This is a genomic window from Pseudoalteromonas sp. L1 (assembly GCF_021728095.1).
Taxonomy (GTDB): domain Bacteria; phylum Pseudomonadota; class Gammaproteobacteria; order Enterobacterales; family Alteromonadaceae; genus Pseudoalteromonas.
Genome location: NZ_JAKKCT010000003.1, coordinates 395123 through 413654 on the forward strand (window position 1 = coordinate 395123; position 18532 = coordinate 413654).

General features: G+C 40.1%; 17 protein-coding genes. 9 read left to right on the forward strand and 8 right to left on the reverse strand.

The genetic code is table 11. The annotated features are described in order from the left end of the window. Positions 1-109: 109 nt before the first annotated feature. The 3 genes from L3V38_RS11880 to L3V38_RS11890 all read right to left on the reverse strand — a co-directional run bounded on the left by L3V38_RS11880 (position 110) and on the right by L3V38_RS11890 (position 3287). Entirely contained in the window at positions 110-1420 is a 1311-nt protein-coding gene (locus L3V38_RS11880) for a DASH family cryptochrome (protein ID WP_237119530.1), read from the reverse strand. 68 nt (positions 1421-1488) lie between these two features. Further along, a complete protein-coding gene (locus L3V38_RS11885; RefSeq protein WP_237119531.1) occupies positions 1489-1962 on the reverse strand; it encodes a VOC family protein in 474 nt (157 codons plus the stop codon). A gap of 68 nt (positions 1963-2030) precedes the next feature. After that, the gene (locus L3V38_RS11890) at positions 2031-3287 is read right to left on the reverse strand and encodes an MFS transporter (protein WP_237119532.1); all 1257 of its coding nucleotides are present in this window, start codon (positions 3285-3287) and stop codon (positions 2031-2033) included. A gap of 247 nt (positions 3288-3534) precedes the next feature. Here L3V38_RS11890 and L3V38_RS11895 point away from each other — a divergent pair, with 247 nt between their 5' ends. Both L3V38_RS11895 and L3V38_RS11900 read left to right on the forward strand, forming a co-directional pair. Then, on the forward strand, positions 3535-5904 hold the full coding sequence (locus L3V38_RS11895) for a TonB-dependent receptor (protein WP_237119533.1): 2370 nt from the start codon (positions 3535-3537) through the stop codon (positions 5902-5904). Between the two features lie 142 nt (positions 5905-6046). Beyond that, positions 6047-6991, forward strand: coding sequence for an alpha/beta hydrolase (locus L3V38_RS11900; RefSeq protein WP_237119534.1), 945 nt, complete (start codon positions 6047-6049; stop codon positions 6989-6991). Positions 6992-7008: 17 nt separating this feature from the next. On the opposite strand, the gene L3V38_RS11905 is transcribed toward L3V38_RS11900, so the two are convergent. Both L3V38_RS11905 and L3V38_RS11910 read right to left on the reverse strand, forming a co-directional pair. After that, positions 7009-8376: an alkaline phosphatase PhoX gene (locus L3V38_RS11905; protein ID WP_237119535.1), complete on the reverse strand. Its 1368-nt coding sequence runs from the start codon at positions 8374-8376 to the stop codon at positions 7009-7011. Positions 8377-8531: 155 nt separating this feature from the next. After that, complete coding sequence (locus L3V38_RS11910) at positions 8532-9350, reverse strand: MipA/OmpV family protein (protein ID WP_237119536.1); 819 nt, start codon at positions 9348-9350, stop codon at positions 8532-8534. A 133-nt stretch (positions 9351-9483) separates the two neighbouring features. On the opposite strand from L3V38_RS11910, the gene L3V38_RS11915 reads away from it, so the two are divergent. Both L3V38_RS11915 and L3V38_RS11920 read left to right on the forward strand, forming a co-directional pair. Next, positions 9484-10650, forward strand: a complete 1167-nt coding sequence (locus L3V38_RS11915; RefSeq protein ID WP_237119537.1) for a histidine kinase — start codon at positions 9484-9486, stop codon at positions 10648-10650. 4 nt (positions 10651-10654) lie between these two features. Then, positions 10655-11290, forward strand: a complete 636-nt coding sequence (locus tag L3V38_RS11920) for a response regulator transcription factor (RefSeq protein ID WP_237119538.1) — start codon at positions 10655-10657, stop codon at positions 11288-11290. Between the two features lie 12 nt (positions 11291-11302). Here the strand turns inward: L3V38_RS11920 and L3V38_RS11925 are convergent, their stop codons facing one another. After that, positions 11303-12469, reverse strand: coding sequence for a GGDEF domain-containing protein (locus L3V38_RS11925; protein ID WP_165381486.1), 1167 nt, complete (start codon positions 12467-12469; stop codon positions 11303-11305). A gap of 292 nt (positions 12470-12761) precedes the next feature. After that, positions 12762-13211, reverse strand: a complete 450-nt coding sequence (locus tag L3V38_RS11930; RefSeq protein ID WP_130151154.1) for an Lrp/AsnC family transcriptional regulator — start codon at positions 13209-13211, stop codon at positions 12762-12764. 99 nt (positions 13212-13310) lie between these two features. Between L3V38_RS11930 and L3V38_RS11935 the strand changes: the two genes are divergently transcribed. The 4 genes from L3V38_RS11935 (at position 13311) to dps (ending at position 16470) form a co-directional block, all read left to right on the forward strand. After that, positions 13311-13901: a LysE family translocator gene (locus L3V38_RS11935; protein ID WP_237119539.1), complete on the forward strand. Its 591-nt coding sequence runs from the start codon at positions 13311-13313 to the stop codon at positions 13899-13901. A 103-nt stretch (positions 13902-14004) separates the two neighbouring features. Beyond that, positions 14005-15141 carry a GGDEF domain-containing protein gene (locus L3V38_RS11940; protein ID WP_237119540.1) on the forward strand — a complete coding sequence of 379 codons (1137 nt, stop codon included), beginning with the start codon at positions 14005-14007 and terminating at the stop codon, positions 15139-15141. A gap of 139 nt (positions 15142-15280) precedes the next feature. Next, on the forward strand, positions 15281-15700 hold the full coding sequence (locus L3V38_RS11945) for a CBS domain-containing protein (protein WP_237119541.1): 420 nt from the start codon (positions 15281-15283) through the stop codon (positions 15698-15700). 251 nt (positions 15701-15951) lie between these two features. Beyond that, positions 15952-16470, forward strand: coding sequence for a DNA starvation/stationary phase protection protein Dps (gene dps / locus L3V38_RS11950; protein ID WP_062570417.1), 519 nt, complete (start codon positions 15952-15954; stop codon positions 16468-16470). Between the two features lie 52 nt (positions 16471-16522). Here the strand turns inward: dps and corA are convergent, their stop codons facing one another. Then, complete coding sequence (gene corA / locus L3V38_RS11955; RefSeq protein ID WP_130151150.1) at positions 16523-17479, reverse strand: magnesium/cobalt transporter CorA; 957 nt, start codon at positions 17477-17479, stop codon at positions 16523-16525. Positions 17480-17712: 233 nt separating this feature from the next. Here corA and L3V38_RS11960 point away from each other — a divergent pair, with 233 nt between their 5' ends. After that, positions 17713-18522 carry an ABC transporter substrate-binding protein gene (locus L3V38_RS11960; RefSeq protein ID WP_237119542.1) on the forward strand — a complete coding sequence of 270 codons (810 nt, stop codon included), beginning with the start codon at positions 17713-17715 and terminating at the stop codon, positions 18520-18522. Positions 18523-18532 lie beyond the last annotated feature (10 nt).

The window sequence follows — 18532 nt, forward strand, 5'->3', positions numbered from 1 at the left end:
TTGTTCTCTGGCTAGCACGAAAAAGCAAGCCTTATTTATTATTTTAGATAACAAAGGTTAAAAACTCTAAAAATGAAAATTGAATGTTTGATTTAGCGCAAATCAAGGATTAAATGGGCCAATCAACCACATCGGTATTGTCAATACTCGGTGTAATTTGCCTTTCTCCGTCCCATTTCCGAACGTAACATCCCGTTGGGTCATATAAGGCTGTTTGCTTATTTATATGGAAATGGCGACCGCCCCGAGGGTCAACACCCACACCTGCGATATATTGCCAATTCCCCCAATTCGCAGCTACGTCGTAATCAATAAGTTGCTGCTCAAAATAAGCTGCCCCATATCGCCAATCCACTGCAAATTCGTTGACTAAACAACTTGCAGCGATTTGCCGTGCACGATTAGAAATATAGCCTGTCGAATTGAGTTCGTTCATGATTGCATTCACTAGTGGAAATGGCGTCCTGCCTTGGCACCAGGCTAAAAATCGGTGACTGTTAAATGTATGTAAGGGAGGTGACTCTTTTTGCCCTTTAAAACGAAACAGCTTTGCACCAAACAACTTCGCATGCCATTTAAAGTACTCACGCCAAAGTAGCTCAAACTTAATCCAATAGGTTGACTCATTCGCACCATTTTCTTGTTCGTATTTGGCAACCTCGTGGTAAAGTTGCTTAACACTTATTGTACCGCTGGCAAGCCAAACACTGAATTTTGTACTATTGCTAAAGCCGTCTAACTCGTTACGTGTTTCTTTATAACTACTGGGTGCTTTAGATGAGAAGTAGTCATTACAATGCTGCTGGGCTGCAATTAAACCACCACAAAAACTCCCAGACTGAGCTGAACTTTCAGGGAGCACGTTTTCTGGACATAGCTGTACAGGATGTGGCAGTTGAGATACTGCCTCAAGCGAAGCTGCAACGAATGTTGGCTCAGACTCTACTTTTTTGCGAAAGGCAGTAAAGTTTTTAGGCAAATTATGAAGCTGAAATGGTAAGTCTCGTTCTGTAAACAAGGTATCTTGCTGGTAGGTTTTTATAATAACATCAGGGCATAACTCGCTGATTTTACTTAGCTGCTTTTGCTCGTAATAACCCACTTGCTCGGTACAAACTAATTTACTGATAGCGTATTGTTTTAACCGCTGACTAATAACAGCTTCAGGCTCACCGGTAATCACATGTAAGGTTTGCCCAATTGCTTCAAGCGCATCAGCGAGAGCATGCAGACTCTCAAGTAAAAACCGATACTTTTGCTCGCCATAGGGTTTTAATTGATAATTACTCTGCTTGAACCAACGCGGCTCGACAACAAACACTAAATCAAGTTCACCTTGAAACGTCGCTAAGTCAGACAAGATGACATTATCAATCAGCCGTAAATCATTTTGTAGCCAGTATAAAACACGCTTTTTCATGGTTTCGCTCACATCATTTTAATAATGATACGCATAAATGAGCTATTTAGTTTTATCTACCAGAAAATTTAAGCATCTTGCTCTTTACTCATCAACTCACTCATACGCTGCATAAGCTCTTGCTCGGTAAGATCTTCTTTGTGTGTGCCTATAGTCCAAATATGACCAAACGGGTCTTCTAACGTCCCTGATCTGTCGCCATAGAATTGATCGTGCACTGGGCGCAGCTCTTTTGCCCCTAGCGATAAGGCTTTTGCGAATACCGCATCAACATCTTCAACATACAGCATAAGACTCACTGGAGAGCCCCCTAATTGCTGTGGAGACTTAAATTCTATATCAGGGCAATTATCAGATAGCATGATATGAGAGTCGGCAATTTTTATTTCGCCGTGAGCGACACCGCCATCAGGCAAGGGCATTTGCATTATAAGTTCGGCATCAAATGCTTGTTTGTAAAACTCTATCGCCTTAGTGGCACCGTCTATAACCAAATACGGGGTTACCGCATGGAAACCTTTAGGAATTACAGAAACAGCCATGTTACACCTCAACGTTAAATGTGTGATTTATAAAGGTAGCAGCTGTTGTGCAATTTCACGTTATAAATTTACTTTGCTAATGGCTTTGCAAAGCTGGGCCTAGGTAGCTTTTCGAGTATGGCATATAAATAAATCACTATAAAACAAAGCCCTCCCGCTACAAAGAACAAAGTTGGACCACTGTAATAATCTAAAATTAAACCACCACCGAGCGGCGCTAAAGCAAACCCTAAATCATAAAACGAAGCGGCACCAAAGTACGCACCACGAAGATGAGAAGGCGCAAGTCTATCAAGGTGAACGTTCATCGTCGGAAATAAAATGGTTTCGGCCAAACTCATCACAACTATCGCACCAATCCAGCCCCAAAATAAATCGATTGGATTAAGTGCTAACCAAAATTGCGACACCATTAATAGCACCAAGCCAATTTGAATTCGCACCGTTAGGCTAAATCGCGCCATCATTTTTAACAACAGAAATTGACTTGAAATGATCACCAATGCATTGGTAAATATCAATGCAGAAATCAGTGCTAATAAGTCAGGAGCCTCTGCACGTGTTAGGTATTGTATGAGTGAACTATCCATTTGCGCATAAATAAACATGCACAAAATATTGGCTAAAATTAAACATTGCAGCAGCTTATCAGCCAATAAAATACGCAGAATTTGTTGACCCTGTTCTGCTGGTTTTTTCTCTTCAAGTTCATCGACTGCAGCAGTATTTTTTGCTGCTTTATGACTAAAATTGAAACCCCAAACAAGTAGCACCAATAAGATAGCAAATGCCCCTGCGGTAATATAAAAGCTCGACTGCTCACCTGTTAAACCTAACCATACGCCTGCTAATGGGCCAACAGCACAGCCTACATTAACAATAAAATAGAGCGACTGCATGGCCAGCTCGCGAGTTTGCGCATCGTCAATAATATCGCCAATCGCCGCACTGGTTAATGGTCGCCAAAGCGCAGTAGCAATCGAGCACAAGGTCATCACAATCACATAACCTGCCACGGTTTCAACCTCAGCCAACAGCGAGAAAGAAACGATATACAACACACCTGTGATGTACATCAATGTATGCCGGCCCACTTTATCTGACAGGCTGCTGCCAATAAAACTAGTAAACACCGAAATCACGGCAGCACTGGTGAGCACCAAACCAACTTCTGTTGCTGATAAAGCAAACTTTTCGTACAAGATCACCGCAAGAAATGGCCACACCATGTAATAGCTGCCACGGGTAATGAACGAGCCAAATAAGAAGATCCACATAAGCACAGGAAACTGCTTAAAGCGCGCTAAAGAAATATCTGAATTCATTGTTTTAATTTTTATAATGATGATTAAACACTATACAGGAATTGAATCAGCCTTGGGCATTTAATCTAAACTTGTTTGTAACAGCGTATTAATTAGCTAAAAACTAACGCAACTTTATTGAGAATACCGTTAAGTGAACTTGAAAAAGACTAATCTAAATAGAAATTATTATTGATTGTATTCGCCATTTCTGTACTATACGCACGTCCAATAAATGGATAACTTATAAAAAGAACTGGAACCTACAATGAAATCAATCAAACCAAGCTTACTAACACTGGCTATTGCAGCTCAGTTTTCAGCGTTTGCTGACGATGCTAAGCCTAAGCAAGATATGGAACGCTTAGTAATCACTGCAACGGGCTTCGAACAGAAAGTAACTGAAGCGCCCGCAAGTATCTCTATCATTACTAACGAAGATATAAAATCTCACTCATTTACATCAGTGCTAGATGCTGTGCAGTATTTAGAAGGTATCGACATTGGCACGACACGAGATAAAACGGGCCAAGGCAGTGTGAGTATGCGTGGTTTAACAGGCGAGTACACCCTGTTATTGATTGATGGTAAACGCCAAAATAACCATGGCGACATTTATCCAAACAATTTTGGTGGCAACGCGTTTAACCACGTACCACCGGTCGATGCCATTGAACGTGTTGAAGTTATTCGCGGTCCTGCATCAACGCTTTATGGTGCAGATGCACTGGGCGGTGTAATTAATATCATCACTAAAAAGCACACTGATAGCTGGAGCGGTGCTGTCTCATTTAGCCGTTCATTACAGCAAAACGATGATTTTGGTGATGACATTACCACTGACTTTAGTGTGATGGGTCCGCTTATCAAAGACGTATTAAGTTTAGGTGTACGCGGCAGTGTATACGAACAACAAGCATCATCGCCAACATTCGAACCTGCAACTGATCCTAATGGTGTTGTACATAACCGCTCACTCGGCTTTGGTAGTGGTGGTCGTACGGTTGATAACACAAACGAGCAGTATGGTTTTACTTTAACTTATACCCCGTTTGAGTCTCATCATTTACGTTTTGATTATGATAACTCGAGCCAAGTGTATGACAACACGCCAAGCTACGACATTGAATCGGGCACGATTACTTACCCGCTTGGCACAAAAGACAATATTGAATCAATTTGGCAAGACCGCCGTGGTCAAGTTAACCCGCGCGCAGGTTATGCAGCTGATCAAGAGTTTGATCGTGAATGGTGGTCACTCAGTTACGATGGCGAGCTTGAATGGGCAACTGTTAAGGCCTCTGTTTCTTATGTTGATACGCAAAATAACGGCCGTACTTTACCACTTAGTGTAAGCGAGCGTTTAGAGCTGCAAGCTATGTACGATGGCACTGGCGAATACGAAGGGTTGGATGAGCAGGCACGTAAAGACTTAGCAGAAGAAACCTTCTTACCACGCCCTGCCCGTCCACTTGAAAGCAGCCAATACACCTATGACTTACGTTTTGATATTCCTATCACTGGTAGTTTTGGTAGCCATAACCTAGCAATTGGTGGCCAACTTATCGACGGCGAGTTAAAAGACGGTGTATTCGGCCTTGAAAGCGATCAAGCAGGTCAAGTACAAGAGCAAAACATGTACTCAGTATTTGCCGAAGATAACTGGATGGCAACTGACAACTTTACCTTCACATTAGGTGCTCGTTACGATGACCATGATGTATTTGGCAGCCAAGTATCACCACGCGTTTACGGTGTGTACAACTTATCAGATACTTGGACGTTAAAAGGGGGTGTGAGTACAGGTTATAAAACACCACAAACAACCGATCTTTACGACGGTATCACAGGGTTTGGTGGTCAGGGCACAAGCCCATTTGCGGGTAACCCAGACCTAGAGCCAGAAACCAGTGTGAATTCAGAAATCGCACTTTACTGGAACTCTTTAGACGGCGATCACAATATCAATGTGACTTACTACAACACCAAGTTTGAAGACAAAATTGCCCGCGGCGATACTATTTTAAGCTGTGAGCAAACGAACAATGTTCGCCCTTGTGTAAACTTAGGTCAGTACGATCAACTTGGCTACGATAGCTACAGCCAAAAAATCAATATCGATGAAGTAGATCTACAAGGTGTTGAAATTGCAGGTCAATACACTATCACTAAAACGGTATCGATTAACGGTAACTACACGTGGACTGATAGCGAACAAAAGAGCGGTCCTGAAGAAGGTCAGCCATTAACTAACTCAGCTGAGCACATGGCAAACCTTACCCTAAACTGGGAAGCCACTGATTTTATGAATCTGTACCTTCAAGGTGTGTATCGTTCTGACCGTTACCGCGGCTGGGATAACGTGCACGACAAAGCGCTTTACTATAAAAACTACAACCTACTTAATTTAGGTGCGCAGTTCTATGTAAATGAGTACGTGCAAATCAATGCCCGTGTAAACAACCTATTAGACGAAGATTTCACATCTTATAGCACTAGCTATACCGACCTAAATGGTGATGGTGAATATGAGTACCTAACAGGTCGCGGTGTAGTTAGCGAAGTAACATTCACAGACGACTACAACGTGAAAGATAAAGGTCGTAACTTCTGGATTGGCGTTACCGCTTACTTTTAAGCTATAACCCACAATTACACATAAAAAATGGCAGCACATCGGGGCTGCCATTTTATTTCTACGTAGCGATACCTCACTGTCACTAAACTGCCAACTACACATACTAAACTGATGATACCTGCGTAAGCTTATTTGTCAGTCTATGGAACATATCCTTACAGCCAGCGGCATATCTATTAGTTATCAAGATGAAGGCGATAAACATGCGCCTGTTATTATCTTGATCATTGGTTTAGGGGCGCAATACACGGTGTGGCCAGATAGCCTTTATTATGGACTCGTTGAAAAAGGTTTTAGGGTCATCCGCTTTGATAATCGAGATGCGGGTTTGTCATCAAAACTAGATGAGTTTGGCAAACCGAGCTTGCTAAAACATTGGCTAAGTCGACGCTTTCCTATTCGCACTAATTTACCTTACTCGTTAGATGACATGGCTCGTGATGTAAAGCAATTCATGAACGCTTTAGACATAAAAAAAGCCCATTTAGTGGGGGCTTCTATGGGCGGCATGATTGCGCAAATTGCCGCGGCGAAGTATAAAAAACGTATACTGAGCTTAACCTCTATTATGTCGAGCAGCTCGCCTTTGTCGTTTTCAAGTTCAAATGTTAACCTGCTGGTAAAGCTTGCCAAAATAAGACCTCGCAGCAGCAATAAAGAAGCCGCTATTGAATATAATGTTCGGCTAAACCAACTCATTGGCAGCCCTGCTTACCCGCAAGATGAACACACTTTATATGCCAACGCCGAACGCTATATTACACGCGCTCACAATAACCAAAGGGGTTTTAAACGTCAGCTTGCGGCCATTGCCGCAACGCCATATCGAGAGCAACTTTTAAAGAAAATTAAAGCCCCTACTTTAGTGATCCATGGCAGTGCAGATCCTGTTATGCCATTATCTGGTGGGATTCATACGGCGCAACTTATAAAGCGTAGCAAGCTCAAAGTTATACCAGGGATGGGTCACGATTTTCCGCCAGCCTTAATGAAAAAGATAACCAAATGGATTAGCAAACACGCCCATAAAGCGTCACAAAAAAATATACCTAAAGCAAAGCATGCCCATAGCCACTTTAAAAAATGACTATGAGAGCGAATAACTTAAGCACTAAATTGATGCCAAGGACCTCTAATAGCCAATGTTTTTGCTGGAGAGTAAACATTCACAAACAAAGTGCTACCATCTGGTGAAAAACAGGCACCTGCCAGCTCGGTTTGCGCAACTAAACGAGCAAAATTATAAACTTGGCCCTGTGGTGTTACACCACGCAAGTGATTATCAACTACATCGGTATATTGGTCTTCACACACAATTAAATGGCCATTAGGTGACACGGTTAGGTTATCGCCAAAGTTATAAAGGGTTTTGCTGCTACTTTCGACAAACAAGGAGATTTTACCAGGTTGCTCAGCTTCTTTATCCGTGCCTTCAAACGCTGATGGCTGATATTTCATAACCTGACCCAGTTGTTTTTTACCGCCGTTGGTACAACAAAAATACAGTTCTTTATCACCCCAATGAATACCTTCACCACGGGCAAATAATGCTGCTCCTTGTTTATATCCACGCAGGCGTAAGTCGTCTTTTGGACTTTCAGGGTTATCTAGATTTACCCACTCAACCTCAAATTCTTGATGTAACCCCATGGTTTTTTTATTCCAGTTACGGCTATCGAATTGTGGCTTACCTTTTACCACCATAGCTTGTAATTGCCCGCCTTTATGCAGCTTGCCATATTCATTAGGAATAAAACGATAAAAGACACTGTCGCCTTTGTCTTCCGTTAAATAAACAATGCCCGTACGCGGGTCAACCGCTGCAGCTTCATGGTTGAATCGCCCCATTGCTGTTAATGGCTCTGGTTTAATTAGGCCTTTACTATTTGCTGGCACTTCAAAAATATAACCATGATCTTGATTGAATCCATCGGCTTTTGTATCGGTAGTTTCTTCACAAGTTAGCCATGTTCCCCAAGGGGTAATCCCCCCTGAACAATTACGAATAGTCCCTACTAACGACAAGTACTCTTGCTCTTTTTGATGTGTTTTTAAGTTATAGATGATGTGGCTAGTTCCACCTGGTAATGCAACACCGTCACTGTTGGTATCGAATGCGAGGGGGGTTTTATGGTTTGCAATACTCGCTTCAGCTTTTGCTAAATCTTTTGGCTTGAGTTCATGGTTACGCACTAAAGCGACGTGATCATTACCAAGTCCGATACAGCCCATACCATCGGCTTTATCAGGGACCGTAAATCCATCAGACATTTTTTCACCAAGCCTAGAAATAACTTGATAACTAAACCCAGCTGGTAGATCTAACAATTTATTAGGATCTGAAAGTAATGGGCCAAAACCACTTATTGATGTTTTAAGATCACTTAATGAAACATTTCCCATGGCACTTTTAGACAATCCTAAAAAAGCTAAAGTACCCGCCCCGACTAAAAATTCTCGACGTGAAACCATGCTAACTCCAAGCTGAAAGCAGCTTTATCATACAAATAAAAAAGCATTATAAAGCAATAAACCACCAAAGAGTTACATTATCACAATATTCACGAAAATGTCATAAATCACTGTTGTAGCTACTCTTTAGTTGTGATCAAGATTCATTTTCTTTCTTACTTCTCAAAACGATAATTTACAAAAACGGCCAACTGCTGCTTAACACTGTCTCCTACTAACGGGCTTTTTTTGATTGTTGAGTCTAACGTTTCAATACGGTAAGTCGCTTGGATGGACCAATGTTCGTTAAAAATATAAGCAAGATTCAACGCAGTAAATGGATTAATAGCAGAGCGAGTTTGATAAGCATATCGACCGTATTCTGGGGCAATGTTCTTCTTAGAGATGCCATAGAGATATTGGGTGTACTTTTCATCTTGCCAGTAGAGACCAAGATCAGCACTGAGCTGTAAACCCAAACCTTTTCCATAAATAGGTAGGTGATACCTCGCAAGTAAGGTAAGTCCTTCTGAGTGGTTAGAAATATCTTGCGCTAAACGTAAAAACAGCTGTTTATACTGTAACTGAGTTCTAAAAGTAAGCTCCCCTTTACCATCTTTATAATTTGTAAATACCTCGTCGTCTGACAACTCATCACTAAAAATTAAGCTACTATCGTAGGTCTCATCACGAAAACTTAGCCCCATGGTGGCTTCAAATTCTGCACCATACAAAAAAGCATATTGCACTAGGCCGTATTTAGGACCAATACGCCACGCACCTTTACGCGCATTAAAATATGGAAGCGACATCGTTTGTATATCGTAACCATGCCAAGGAGTATCGATTGCAAGCTGCCCAGCCCCCACATCCATTTGCCATTTATCTGTTTGCTCTTTTGCTTGAGCACCGTTGATAAATAATGATGCAAAGCAATAAGCAAGGATGAACGGATAAGAAAATAAACTATTTCGCAGAATTTCATGTTTGGTCATGATAATGTCCCTATATTGATGTTTAATAACAATATAACGCTCATCTGATGGGCAAACATGCTGCAAATGTCACAAGTTTAAACGTGACATTTGTCATATACATAAACAGATAAATGCGGATTAAAATAAAGACATGAACAAATTTTTACGTCTTTTTGTACAGCGCAGCGACTTTCTGCTTTCAGCAGTCACTTGGCTATTTGTATTTATTTACACCTCGCATGCATGGTCACTCAACAGGCAAACACTAACACTCGATTACACACCAATGCATGTTGCAATAGTCAGCTGTTTATTTATTAGCTTTTTCGCATTTTTAATTTACTTTGAGTTTTTTAGGCGTCGTTTGAAAAGTTATCAAACAGTTATTTTAAACGTCACTATCATCAATGTATTACTACTAATGTGGCTATTTAATATTGGCTTTGTGGCAATTTTATTGATCATTTTCTTAGTCAAATTCAGTGATTACGAACCAAGAAAATCAGTACTTTACCTCCTTATATGCTTGCCCTTTTTTATGGCATTGGTTCTTCATTATGGTTTCGAAAAAGAGTTTGTATTGTTAAATGGTCTGGCATTTACCTTGTACAATAGCTTTGCATATCGTTTTGCAACACGGCTTATTTCTGAACGTAAAGCGAAAGAGCAAGCCGCGCATTTATTACGCGAATTAAAAGCAACTCAATCACTTTTAAACGACACTGCAACTCGCGATGAGCGTATTCGTATAGCCCGTGATTTACATGACACGCTTGGCCATCATTTAACAGGGCTGAGCATTCATTTAGAAGTAGCCAGTCACTGCGCAAGTGCTCAAGCACCTAAGCATGTTGCTAAAGCCCAGCAGATAACGCGCTTATTACTCAGTGACGTGCGTGATTCAGTGTCATCAATGCGTGAAAACCAAACTATCGACTTATACGCATCATTGAACTCTTTATGCAGTGATGTCGCAGGCTTAAATGTCATACTTGAGTATGATCCGGCAATCAAAATCAGTGATGCACTCTTAGCGCAAACCTTATTTCATGCAATTCAAGAAGCAATAACAAATACCATAAAGCACAGTGATGCCGATGAGCTTAACATTACTTTACGGCTCGAAAATCAAACGGTGCAATTGCATATAAAAGATAATGGCAATAAAAGCGCTGAACTTAATTTAGGTAATGGTTTAAAAGGCATGCAAGAGCGATTGGCTTTAGTGAAAGGAGCCATTGAGTTCAAGCACAGTGATAACGGCTTTGCGATTGATGCAACCCTACCCCATAAACTTAATCCACATACATTGGCGTAACATTATGATTAATGTGCTATTGGTTGATGACCAAACTTTACTAAGAGAAGGACTCAAAAGCTTATTAGCGTTAAAAGACAACATTCATGTTGTCGCTGAAGCAGATAATGGTCGTTCCGCTTTGGCTGTACTTAATCAATGCGCTGTGGACGTTGTGCTTTTAGATATTCGTATGCCTATTTTAGATGGTATTGGCGTGCTCAAAACAATGCAGAAACAGGGATTAACTCAACCCGTATTAGTGCTTACAACTTTCGACGATAGTGAGCAAGTGCTTGAATGTATTCGCTATGGTGCAAAAGGTTATGCATTAAAGGATATTAATTTAGAACGACTAGTGTCTGCCATCGAAACACTGGCTAGTGGCGGATCTGCACTTTCACCGGCAATTACGCAGAGAATACTTAACAATCCAATTAAGTCTCACAGTGAGCCAACCTTATTACCTGATAAGTTAAGTAAAAGTGAGCTTAGGGTACTTAATTTAATTGCTGCGGGCTACTCAAATTCAGAAATAGCCCAAGCATTATATAAATCAGAAGGTACAATACGTAATCAAGTATCGTTTATTTTACGAAAGCTAGATGTGCGCGATAGAACACGAGCCGCTCTGAAGGCTATTGATTTAGGCTTAATTTAGACCAAGCTAGTGCTAAGCTTCGGCTAAATCACCATAACTAGTGACTAAATTACGGCCATCATGTTTAGAGCGATAAAGGGCATCATCCGCACGTTTTAAAACATCTTCCCAAGAGGTTTCTTGATTTTTTGATATTGCAACACCCGCACTAATGGTTAAATGCACTGCTTCACCTTCAATATACAAGGGTGTTCTCGCGACTTTTTTACGAATACGCTGTGCAAGTAATTCGACATCTTGAGGCTTTAAGTGACTGACTAAAACAGCAAACTCTTCACCGCCTAAACGAAAATTATGGTCATATCCTCTTAACTGCTGCTTTGCAATCTTAGTTACGTGTTTCAAGGCTTTATCACCTTGTATATGACCAAATCTATCATTCACTGATTTAAAGTAATCAATATCGAACACAATAAATGCAAGGCGAAAATTATTTCTGGAACAACGTTTAATTTCATTACTAGCCACCTTTTCGAGTGCTTTTCGGTTATACCACCCCGTTAAATGGTCAGTAAAAGAATACTCTCGAAGGGCTAGCTCTTTTCGCCATGTTACGACCACTGAAAAGGAAATGGTTAATAAAAATACAAATGCGATAACAGCTAAACTGCCAACATCTAATAAAAGGCCTTTATCTAACCACGGATAATTCTCTACACCTGCTAATAAAAAATAACCACGTATTAAAAGTTGAGCAGCGAATATAAATAAAATGCCTATTAATAAATAATACCCTCTGCCAACTTCTTCTTTACGATGTTTCCAAAGTGCCATAGTTGCTGAAATATCAAGTGCTGCAACCACCGGATACAAGGCTACAATTCTTAACTCAACAGACTCAACCATTGGAGGTAGCAGATTAAGTAAGTAAATACCCACAAACACTATAGCAACTAATAACCAAGTAGATCGGCCATACAAACAACGTGATACACCACTAAATAAGGCGGCATGCGCACCAAGGTAACAAGCATTAGCAAACGAGGGGTGAAAAATCCAAGAAAGGGAAACTTGCGTCGCTACAATTCCGACTAAGTTAGAGACAAAAAATAGGACTCCACATACAAGCCAATCAAGCAAGTATTTTTCATTACGACTAACGATGAAAAGCGCAGCCATTGTAAGCATCATAATAAAGCTAACCAAGGCTGTGCAAATGAGCAATGTGTGAAGATCCATTCTTATTATTGTCCCTGCATGTGAAATTTTAGGCGTGGATAATAAACCAACAAAAATTATTAGTCCAACAGCCTGCATCAGAACATAAGCACTATAAATATTATTATATTTAACGGTATACGTCTTTTATCGGGACATTCTGTCAATACAAGAATTAACTTTGGCTTAACAGAGGTAATGTTATTATTTGTATTTTTGTTATTTATATTAATTTGAGATTCATTTTTTATTAATAAGATATTAAGTAGTATAAAACTACTTAATATCTTTATTGAGTAACTATTTTATCCTATCAGGCTCGCTCATCCTTTGGGGAGTCCATAACGACATGTGAAGTAATTGTTCTTACCTGAGGTATTGAGCCCAATACATCAGCGTGAAATGATTTATACGCTTTAAGATCGACTGTTTCGACTCTTAGCAAGTATTCGTATGAGCCTGTCACATTATGGCACTCTTTAACCTCAGCTATAAACTCAAGGGCTTGCTCAAATGCTAGCTGTGATCGTGTTGAGTGTTCATTCAAACCAACCCCCACATAGGCTATAAACCCTAGACCCACCGCTTGGTTATTAATAACGGCCCGATAACCAGAAATAACACCAGAGCGTTCAAGTTCCTGTACTCTGCGCAGGCAGGCTGATGGTGATAATCCAACTTTCTCTGCAAGTTCAGCATTAGCAATTCGGCCATTGCGCCTTAGCTCATGCAATATCCTCTCATTTATACTATCTCTTTTCATTTATTGTTGCTCTATGCTATCCATATAAACAATATTAAGCGACAAAATTGCATCAACCTCAAGCTATAATTGCATTTCTAAAAATATGGAGAAGTGATAATGACTTTTGAGATCCTTACTGCACTGGCGCTATTTGCCTTAGTTTCATCAATTACACCAGGTCCTAATAATTTGATGTTAATGAGCTCTGGCGCGAATTTTGGTTTTCGTAGAACAATGCCACACTTACTTGGCGTAACACTTGGATTCATGTTAATGCTAATACTTGTTGGACTAGGTGTTATGCAAGTGTTTGACTTATTTCCATCAAGCTACCTCATTCTCAAAGTATTTTGTGTTGCTTACCTGTTCTATCTTGCGTTTAAGATTGCCACCAGCAATGGGCAACAAGCCTCTAACCACAACAGTGATCCTTTTACTTTTACCCAAGCTGCATTATTTCAATGGGTTAATCCAAAAGCATGGGCAATGGCACTAAGTGCTATTGGTCTTTACGCACCTGATAAAAATCTACTCTCTGTTTTTATTGTTAGTATCGTTTTTGGCGTTGTTAACTTACCATGCGTATGCTCTTGGACTTTGCTCGGACAAAAACTTCAGCACTATCTTGGGAACCCGATACGCTTAAAAGTATTTAATTATATTATGGCAGGGCTATTAATCGTTTCTGTATTGTTTAGCTTATTTTGAACTTGTCGCAGCACAAAAGGCTAGCGCCACAACAGAGTAGATTTTAGTGTAAAAATCTTTCTATGCTAAGCTTTTAACTATTGCTCGTTTTTCTATGTGAGTTATGGCTATTAACCTTGAAAGTTATTTTTATCACGGCTTCTTTGTTTTTTTGCTGATCACTGTAATAACCTGTTCGGTCATTGCTACTCGGCTCATGATTAGCCGTTTTAAAAGTAAGTCAATTGTCTTCTTTAACTTCTTTTTCTATCTAGGCGTTGTTGGCTTTGCTTGGCTATGGATACAAAATATTTTCGGACTTCCCAGTGATTTTCGGCCCAGTGTTATTATTTATATCCTATCAATGGTACTACTTCAGCTCTCGATTTATAACCACGATGAAAAGTGCCGCTTTAATAGGTTAATGATTGGCCACGGCGCTATTTTTTCAGTTTTCGTATTATTTACAAACGATATTAACCAACTTGCTTTAGTTGAGGCATGCTTTACGCTAACTGTGTTACCTGCCCTTATTTACTTTACTTTTACCCGGGCACTACACAAAAGCAATATAGGCAATACAGTACTTTTGGCAGCGCAATGTATTTTACTTTTAGTGCCTATTACTCAGTTAACTATTATCACTCATTCACATAACCTACTGACACTTTACTCATTAACAGTGATTGCTCATGCCACAGTGTTTGTCATGACAGGGTTTGGGCTTATCACTACTCTGCTAATCGATGAAAAACGACGCTACGCTGAACTATCACTCAAGGATCCTCTAACCAATTTATACAATCGTCGAGGTCTTCAGTATATTTTGGAAAAACGGCAGTTATTGACTAATCAGCATGCGGCTTTTCTTTATGCAAGCGCTTTAGACATCGACTTTTTTAAAAGCATAAATGATAACTACGGGCATGAAGCAGGAGACTTAGTACTAGAAGTATTTGCCGAACTTTTGCAACACCATCTACACCAAGAAGATCTTTGCTGCCGCTTAGGGGGCGAGGAATTTCTCATTCTCAGTATTGAAAAATCCTCAGATCAAGCCTACCAAAAGCTTGAAGAGCTCCGCCAAATTATCGAATCAAGTCAAATTGAATATAAGGAACAAATCATTTCACTCACAGCCAGTTTTGGCCTAACTCATTGGCAACAAGCAGATACATTTGACGACTTAATTAACCGAGCAGATAAAGCCCTCTATTCGGCTAAAAACAATGGCCGTAACCGAATTGAAACCATACTTTAATCATCTGCACAGTTTAATTTCAATTCCTTATCATTAAAAAATTTAAGTAATTAATCATAAACTTTGATCTAGGTGAAGTGCACTCAATCATATTCAGACTACACTGATACCAACGTGATTAAATTACTAGGACTTTACCATGACACACCTTGTTTCAGACCTGATGACGCCCGATCCGCTGGCGATCACCGCAGAAAACTCATTGCATGATGCTCATAACTTAATGAAAGAAAAAAACATTCGGCACATTCCTGTCATTAATGAGCATGGTGGTTTAGTTGGCATGCTGACACAAAAGATCATGATCGCTCAAGTCATGAGTATTATGGCTAACTTCAGTGCCAGTGCACTTGAACGCAAAGAAAAGCAAACTAAAGTGCAAGATATTATGGCCACTGATTTCACAAGTATTTCACCTAATCAACCACTACACGAAGTAGCAAAGTTTTTTGTTGAAAACCGTCACGGCTGTATGCCCGTTGTCGATGATGATAATAACTTAGTTGGCATTTTAACCTCTTCTGACTTTGTTCGTTTAGCAGCGGCCTTGTTCTCTTAGCGATTTCTGTTCCTCGCTTCTGCACACTGAATTTTTTACATAGAGTGTGCAGACTTTTCATGTTCATTCAGTATCATGTTGGGCGCCCTGAAAACAAAAACAAAAACAAACCATTTAAAAACAAAGACTTAAAATCATTTAAGATATCGGCATAACGATTGCTTCTACTCTAATAACTTCGCTTTTTAAGTAACGACTAAGTAACTTAAAAGCTTTATGGAAATACAATTTTAGAGAATCTCGGAGGAGTAATGAGTAATACATCATCAAAAGTCGCTGAATTCACGGCCCCAGGCGTTAATAACGAATCAGCAGCCGATACAATTGCTATTTTAGACAAGCGCATGGTCGCTTTAATCGATTTACACCTTACTCTTAAGCATATCCACTGGAATGTTGTCGGTCCAAATTTTATCGGCGTGCATGAAATGCTTGATCCACAAGTGAGTGCCGTTCAAGAAATGACCGACACTATTGCCGAGCGCATTGCAACTATGGGCGGTGTTCCGGTTGGCACACCACAGTCAATTGTTGATCGCCGCGAGTGGAAAGATTACTCGCTAGGCAAAGGGCTAGTGTCTGATCACTTAACTGCTCTTGATAAAGTTTATAACGGCGTTAATAAAGATCACCGCAAGGCGCTTGAGCAACTTGCTGAATTAGACCCTGTTTCTGAAGATATGATCACAGGTCAACTTGCAGAGCTTGAACAGTTCCAATGGTTTGTTCGTGCCCATATCGAATCATCTACAGGCGAATTAAAAGGTTAACACTTCTATCCGAAGACCCCTTGCCCAGCTAGCGCTGGGCTTTTTTATGCCCTTACAGCCAACCTTTATGTTTAAAAAATAAATAAGGCGCGAAGCCGGACAGTAGCATAATGGCAATAGCAAACGGGTAGCCCCAAGCCCACTCAAGCTCTGGCATGCTATTAAAATTCATACCATAAATGCTCGCAACAACTGTGGGAGGTAAAAAAACCACCGACGCAATCGAGAAAGTTTTAATGATTTGGTTTTGCTCAATATTAATAAAACCCTGGGTTGAATCCATCAAGAAATTTACTTTATCAAACAAAAAAGTACAGTGAGACATCAGGGTATCGATATCAAGTACAATCTCGCGAAGTGATTCACGATCTTCTGTGGGTGCGCCAAGGTAACGCAGTAAAAACGAAATGTTGCGACGGGTATCCATTAAACATAAACGTACTTTACCGTTGTTGTCCTCAAGCCGTGCAATTCGACTTACTGCTTGTTCTAAGTCTGAATCATCTTCTTCAAGTACATAGGCACTGAGGTTTTCTAATTGATGATGCATGTCTTCAAGCATATCCGCATGATTTTCGACCTTTTGATCGAATAAAGTCACCAGTAATTGTTTAGGGTTATCACATGCCACTTGCCCTTTACGAGCACGAAGTCTTAATAAACGAAAATCAGCTAATTCATCATCACGAATCGTCAATAAACAATTATCTTGTAATAAACACGCAACTGTCACCGTATTAAAACGTCCTTCATTTGGCGACATAAACAGAGCATGTACATGAAGCCCTTCATGATCAATAAAGCAACGCGACGATGCTTCGATTTCTTCAACATCATCAGCCGCAGGCAAAGTAATGTTTAAGGTACTAGCAAGGGCGCGACGCTCTTCGTCTGTTGGGTCAATCGTATCAATCCAATGGGCATTTTTAATGGATGTGGCCAATGGCGTGTCGGGGGCAGGTTCTATTTGTGTTATTACGCCTTGGTTGATTGAAAAAAATCTTAACATATGCCCCACTCTTTTTTACCCACGTGACAAAATAGTACCAGTAACTATCACGCTAAATACACTGGTTTTTCAAATAAATTTCTGGGCGCAACACAATAAATTAGCCATAAGAGCAAAGCGTAATCTTCCTAATCATTTTTAAAAGTAAAAATACAAAACCCAATTAGTTATGATAATTATTTTCATTTGCGAATGAATGTATATAATGAAACAAACAAAATTGGAGTTCGCGTATGAAATACCTAAGTGTCGTGTTATTACTACTTTCTCAAACTGTGTTTGCCGAGCAACGTATTGTCAGCGCAGGTGGCACGTTAACTGAGATTATTTATGCACTAGAAAAACAACAAAGCTTAGTCGGAGTTGACCAATCGAGTGTGTACCCTGAAGCAGCAACTGAACTACCCCAAGTCGGTTATTACAGGGATCTAGCCGCTGAAGGCGTCCTTTCACTTAAACCTACTGCTGTATTTGCATTGGAAGGCACAGGCCGCCCTGAAGTTTTAGAGCAAATTGCATCAACAGGTGTTAATTTACGCGTATACAAAAAACCAGACACCGTGGATGACCTTCAACACTTGATTACTACATTAGGTAATCACCTAAACGCTAGCAAAAAAGCCCAAGCTTTAAACCAAAAAATTCAACAAACCTTACCTAAAAAAGTGGTAAAAACTGAGCTCAAAGCGCTTTTTCTTTTATCTGCGAATGACCGTGGGTTAGTCGCTGCTGGTACTGATACAGTACCAAACATGCTCTTTGATTATGCAGGCATTAAAAACTTGGCTAAAACACATCGCGGCTTTAAACCATTGAACAGCGAAATTCTCGCAATTAATCAGCCTGATTTTATTGTTGCTCCTGCACATGTAGTCTATTCACTTGGTGGCAAAGAAGCATTTTGTAAACAACCGAGTTTAACGCTATTAAAAGCAGCGCAAAGTTGTCAGTTGTTAGTGATGGACAGCTTATTATCATTAGGTTTAACACCACGCATTGCACAGGCCATTAATCAAGTTAGCAATTATAAAAATAACCTATGAGTACATTCGC

Coding starts and splice junctions, on each gene's coding strand:
- L3V38_RS11940 (WP_237119540.1), top strand. CDS start 14,005: ATGGCTATTAACCTTGAAAGTTATTTTTATCACGGCTTCTTTGTTTTT.
- L3V38_RS11900 (WP_237119534.1), top strand. CDS start 6,047: ATGGAACATATCCTTACAGCCAGCGGCATATCTATTAGTTATCAAGAT.
- L3V38_RS11945 (WP_237119541.1), top strand. CDS start 15,281: ATGACACACCTTGTTTCAGACCTGATGACGCCCGATCCGCTGGCGATC.
- L3V38_RS11895 (WP_237119533.1), top strand. CDS start 3,535: ATGAAATCAATCAAACCAAGCTTACTAACACTGGCTATTGCAGCTCAG.
- L3V38_RS11915 (WP_237119537.1), top strand. CDS start 9,484: ATGAACAAATTTTTACGTCTTTTTGTACAGCGCAGCGACTTTCTGCTT.
- L3V38_RS11935 (WP_237119539.1), top strand. CDS start 13,311: ATGACTTTTGAGATCCTTACTGCACTGGCGCTATTTGCCTTAGTTTCA.
- L3V38_RS11885 (WP_237119531.1), bottom strand. CDS start 1,962: ATGGCTGTTTCTGTAATTCCTAAAGGTTTCCATGCGGTAACCCCGTAT.
- L3V38_RS11905 (WP_237119535.1), bottom strand. CDS start 8,376: ATGGTTTCACGTCGAGAATTTTTAGTCGGGGCGGGTACTTTAGCTTTT.
- L3V38_RS11910 (WP_237119536.1), bottom strand. CDS start 9,350: ATGACCAAACATGAAATTCTGCGAAATAGTTTATTTTCTTATCCGTTC.
- corA (WP_130151150.1), bottom strand. CDS start 17,479: ATGTTAAGATTTTTTTCAATCAACCAAGGCGTAATAACACAAATAGAA.
- L3V38_RS11930 (WP_130151154.1), bottom strand. CDS start 13,211: ATGAAAAGAGATAGTATAAATGAGAGGATATTGCATGAGCTAAGGCGC.
- L3V38_RS11880 (WP_237119530.1), bottom strand. CDS start 1,420: ATGAAAAAGCGTGTTTTATACTGGCTACAAAATGATTTACGGCTGATT.
- L3V38_RS11890 (WP_237119532.1), bottom strand. CDS start 3,287: ATGAATTCAGATATTTCTTTAGCGCGCTTTAAGCAGTTTCCTGTGCTT.
- L3V38_RS11925 (WP_165381486.1), bottom strand. CDS start 12,469: ATGGATCTTCACACATTGCTCATTTGCACAGCCTTGGTTAGCTTTATT.
- dps (WP_062570417.1), top strand. CDS start 15,952: ATGAGTAATACATCATCAAAAGTCGCTGAATTCACGGCCCCAGGCGTT.
- L3V38_RS11960 (WP_237119542.1), top strand. CDS start 17,713: ATGAAATACCTAAGTGTCGTGTTATTACTACTTTCTCAAACTGTGTTT.
- L3V38_RS11920 (WP_237119538.1), top strand. CDS start 10,655: ATGATTAATGTGCTATTGGTTGATGACCAAACTTTACTAAGAGAAGGA.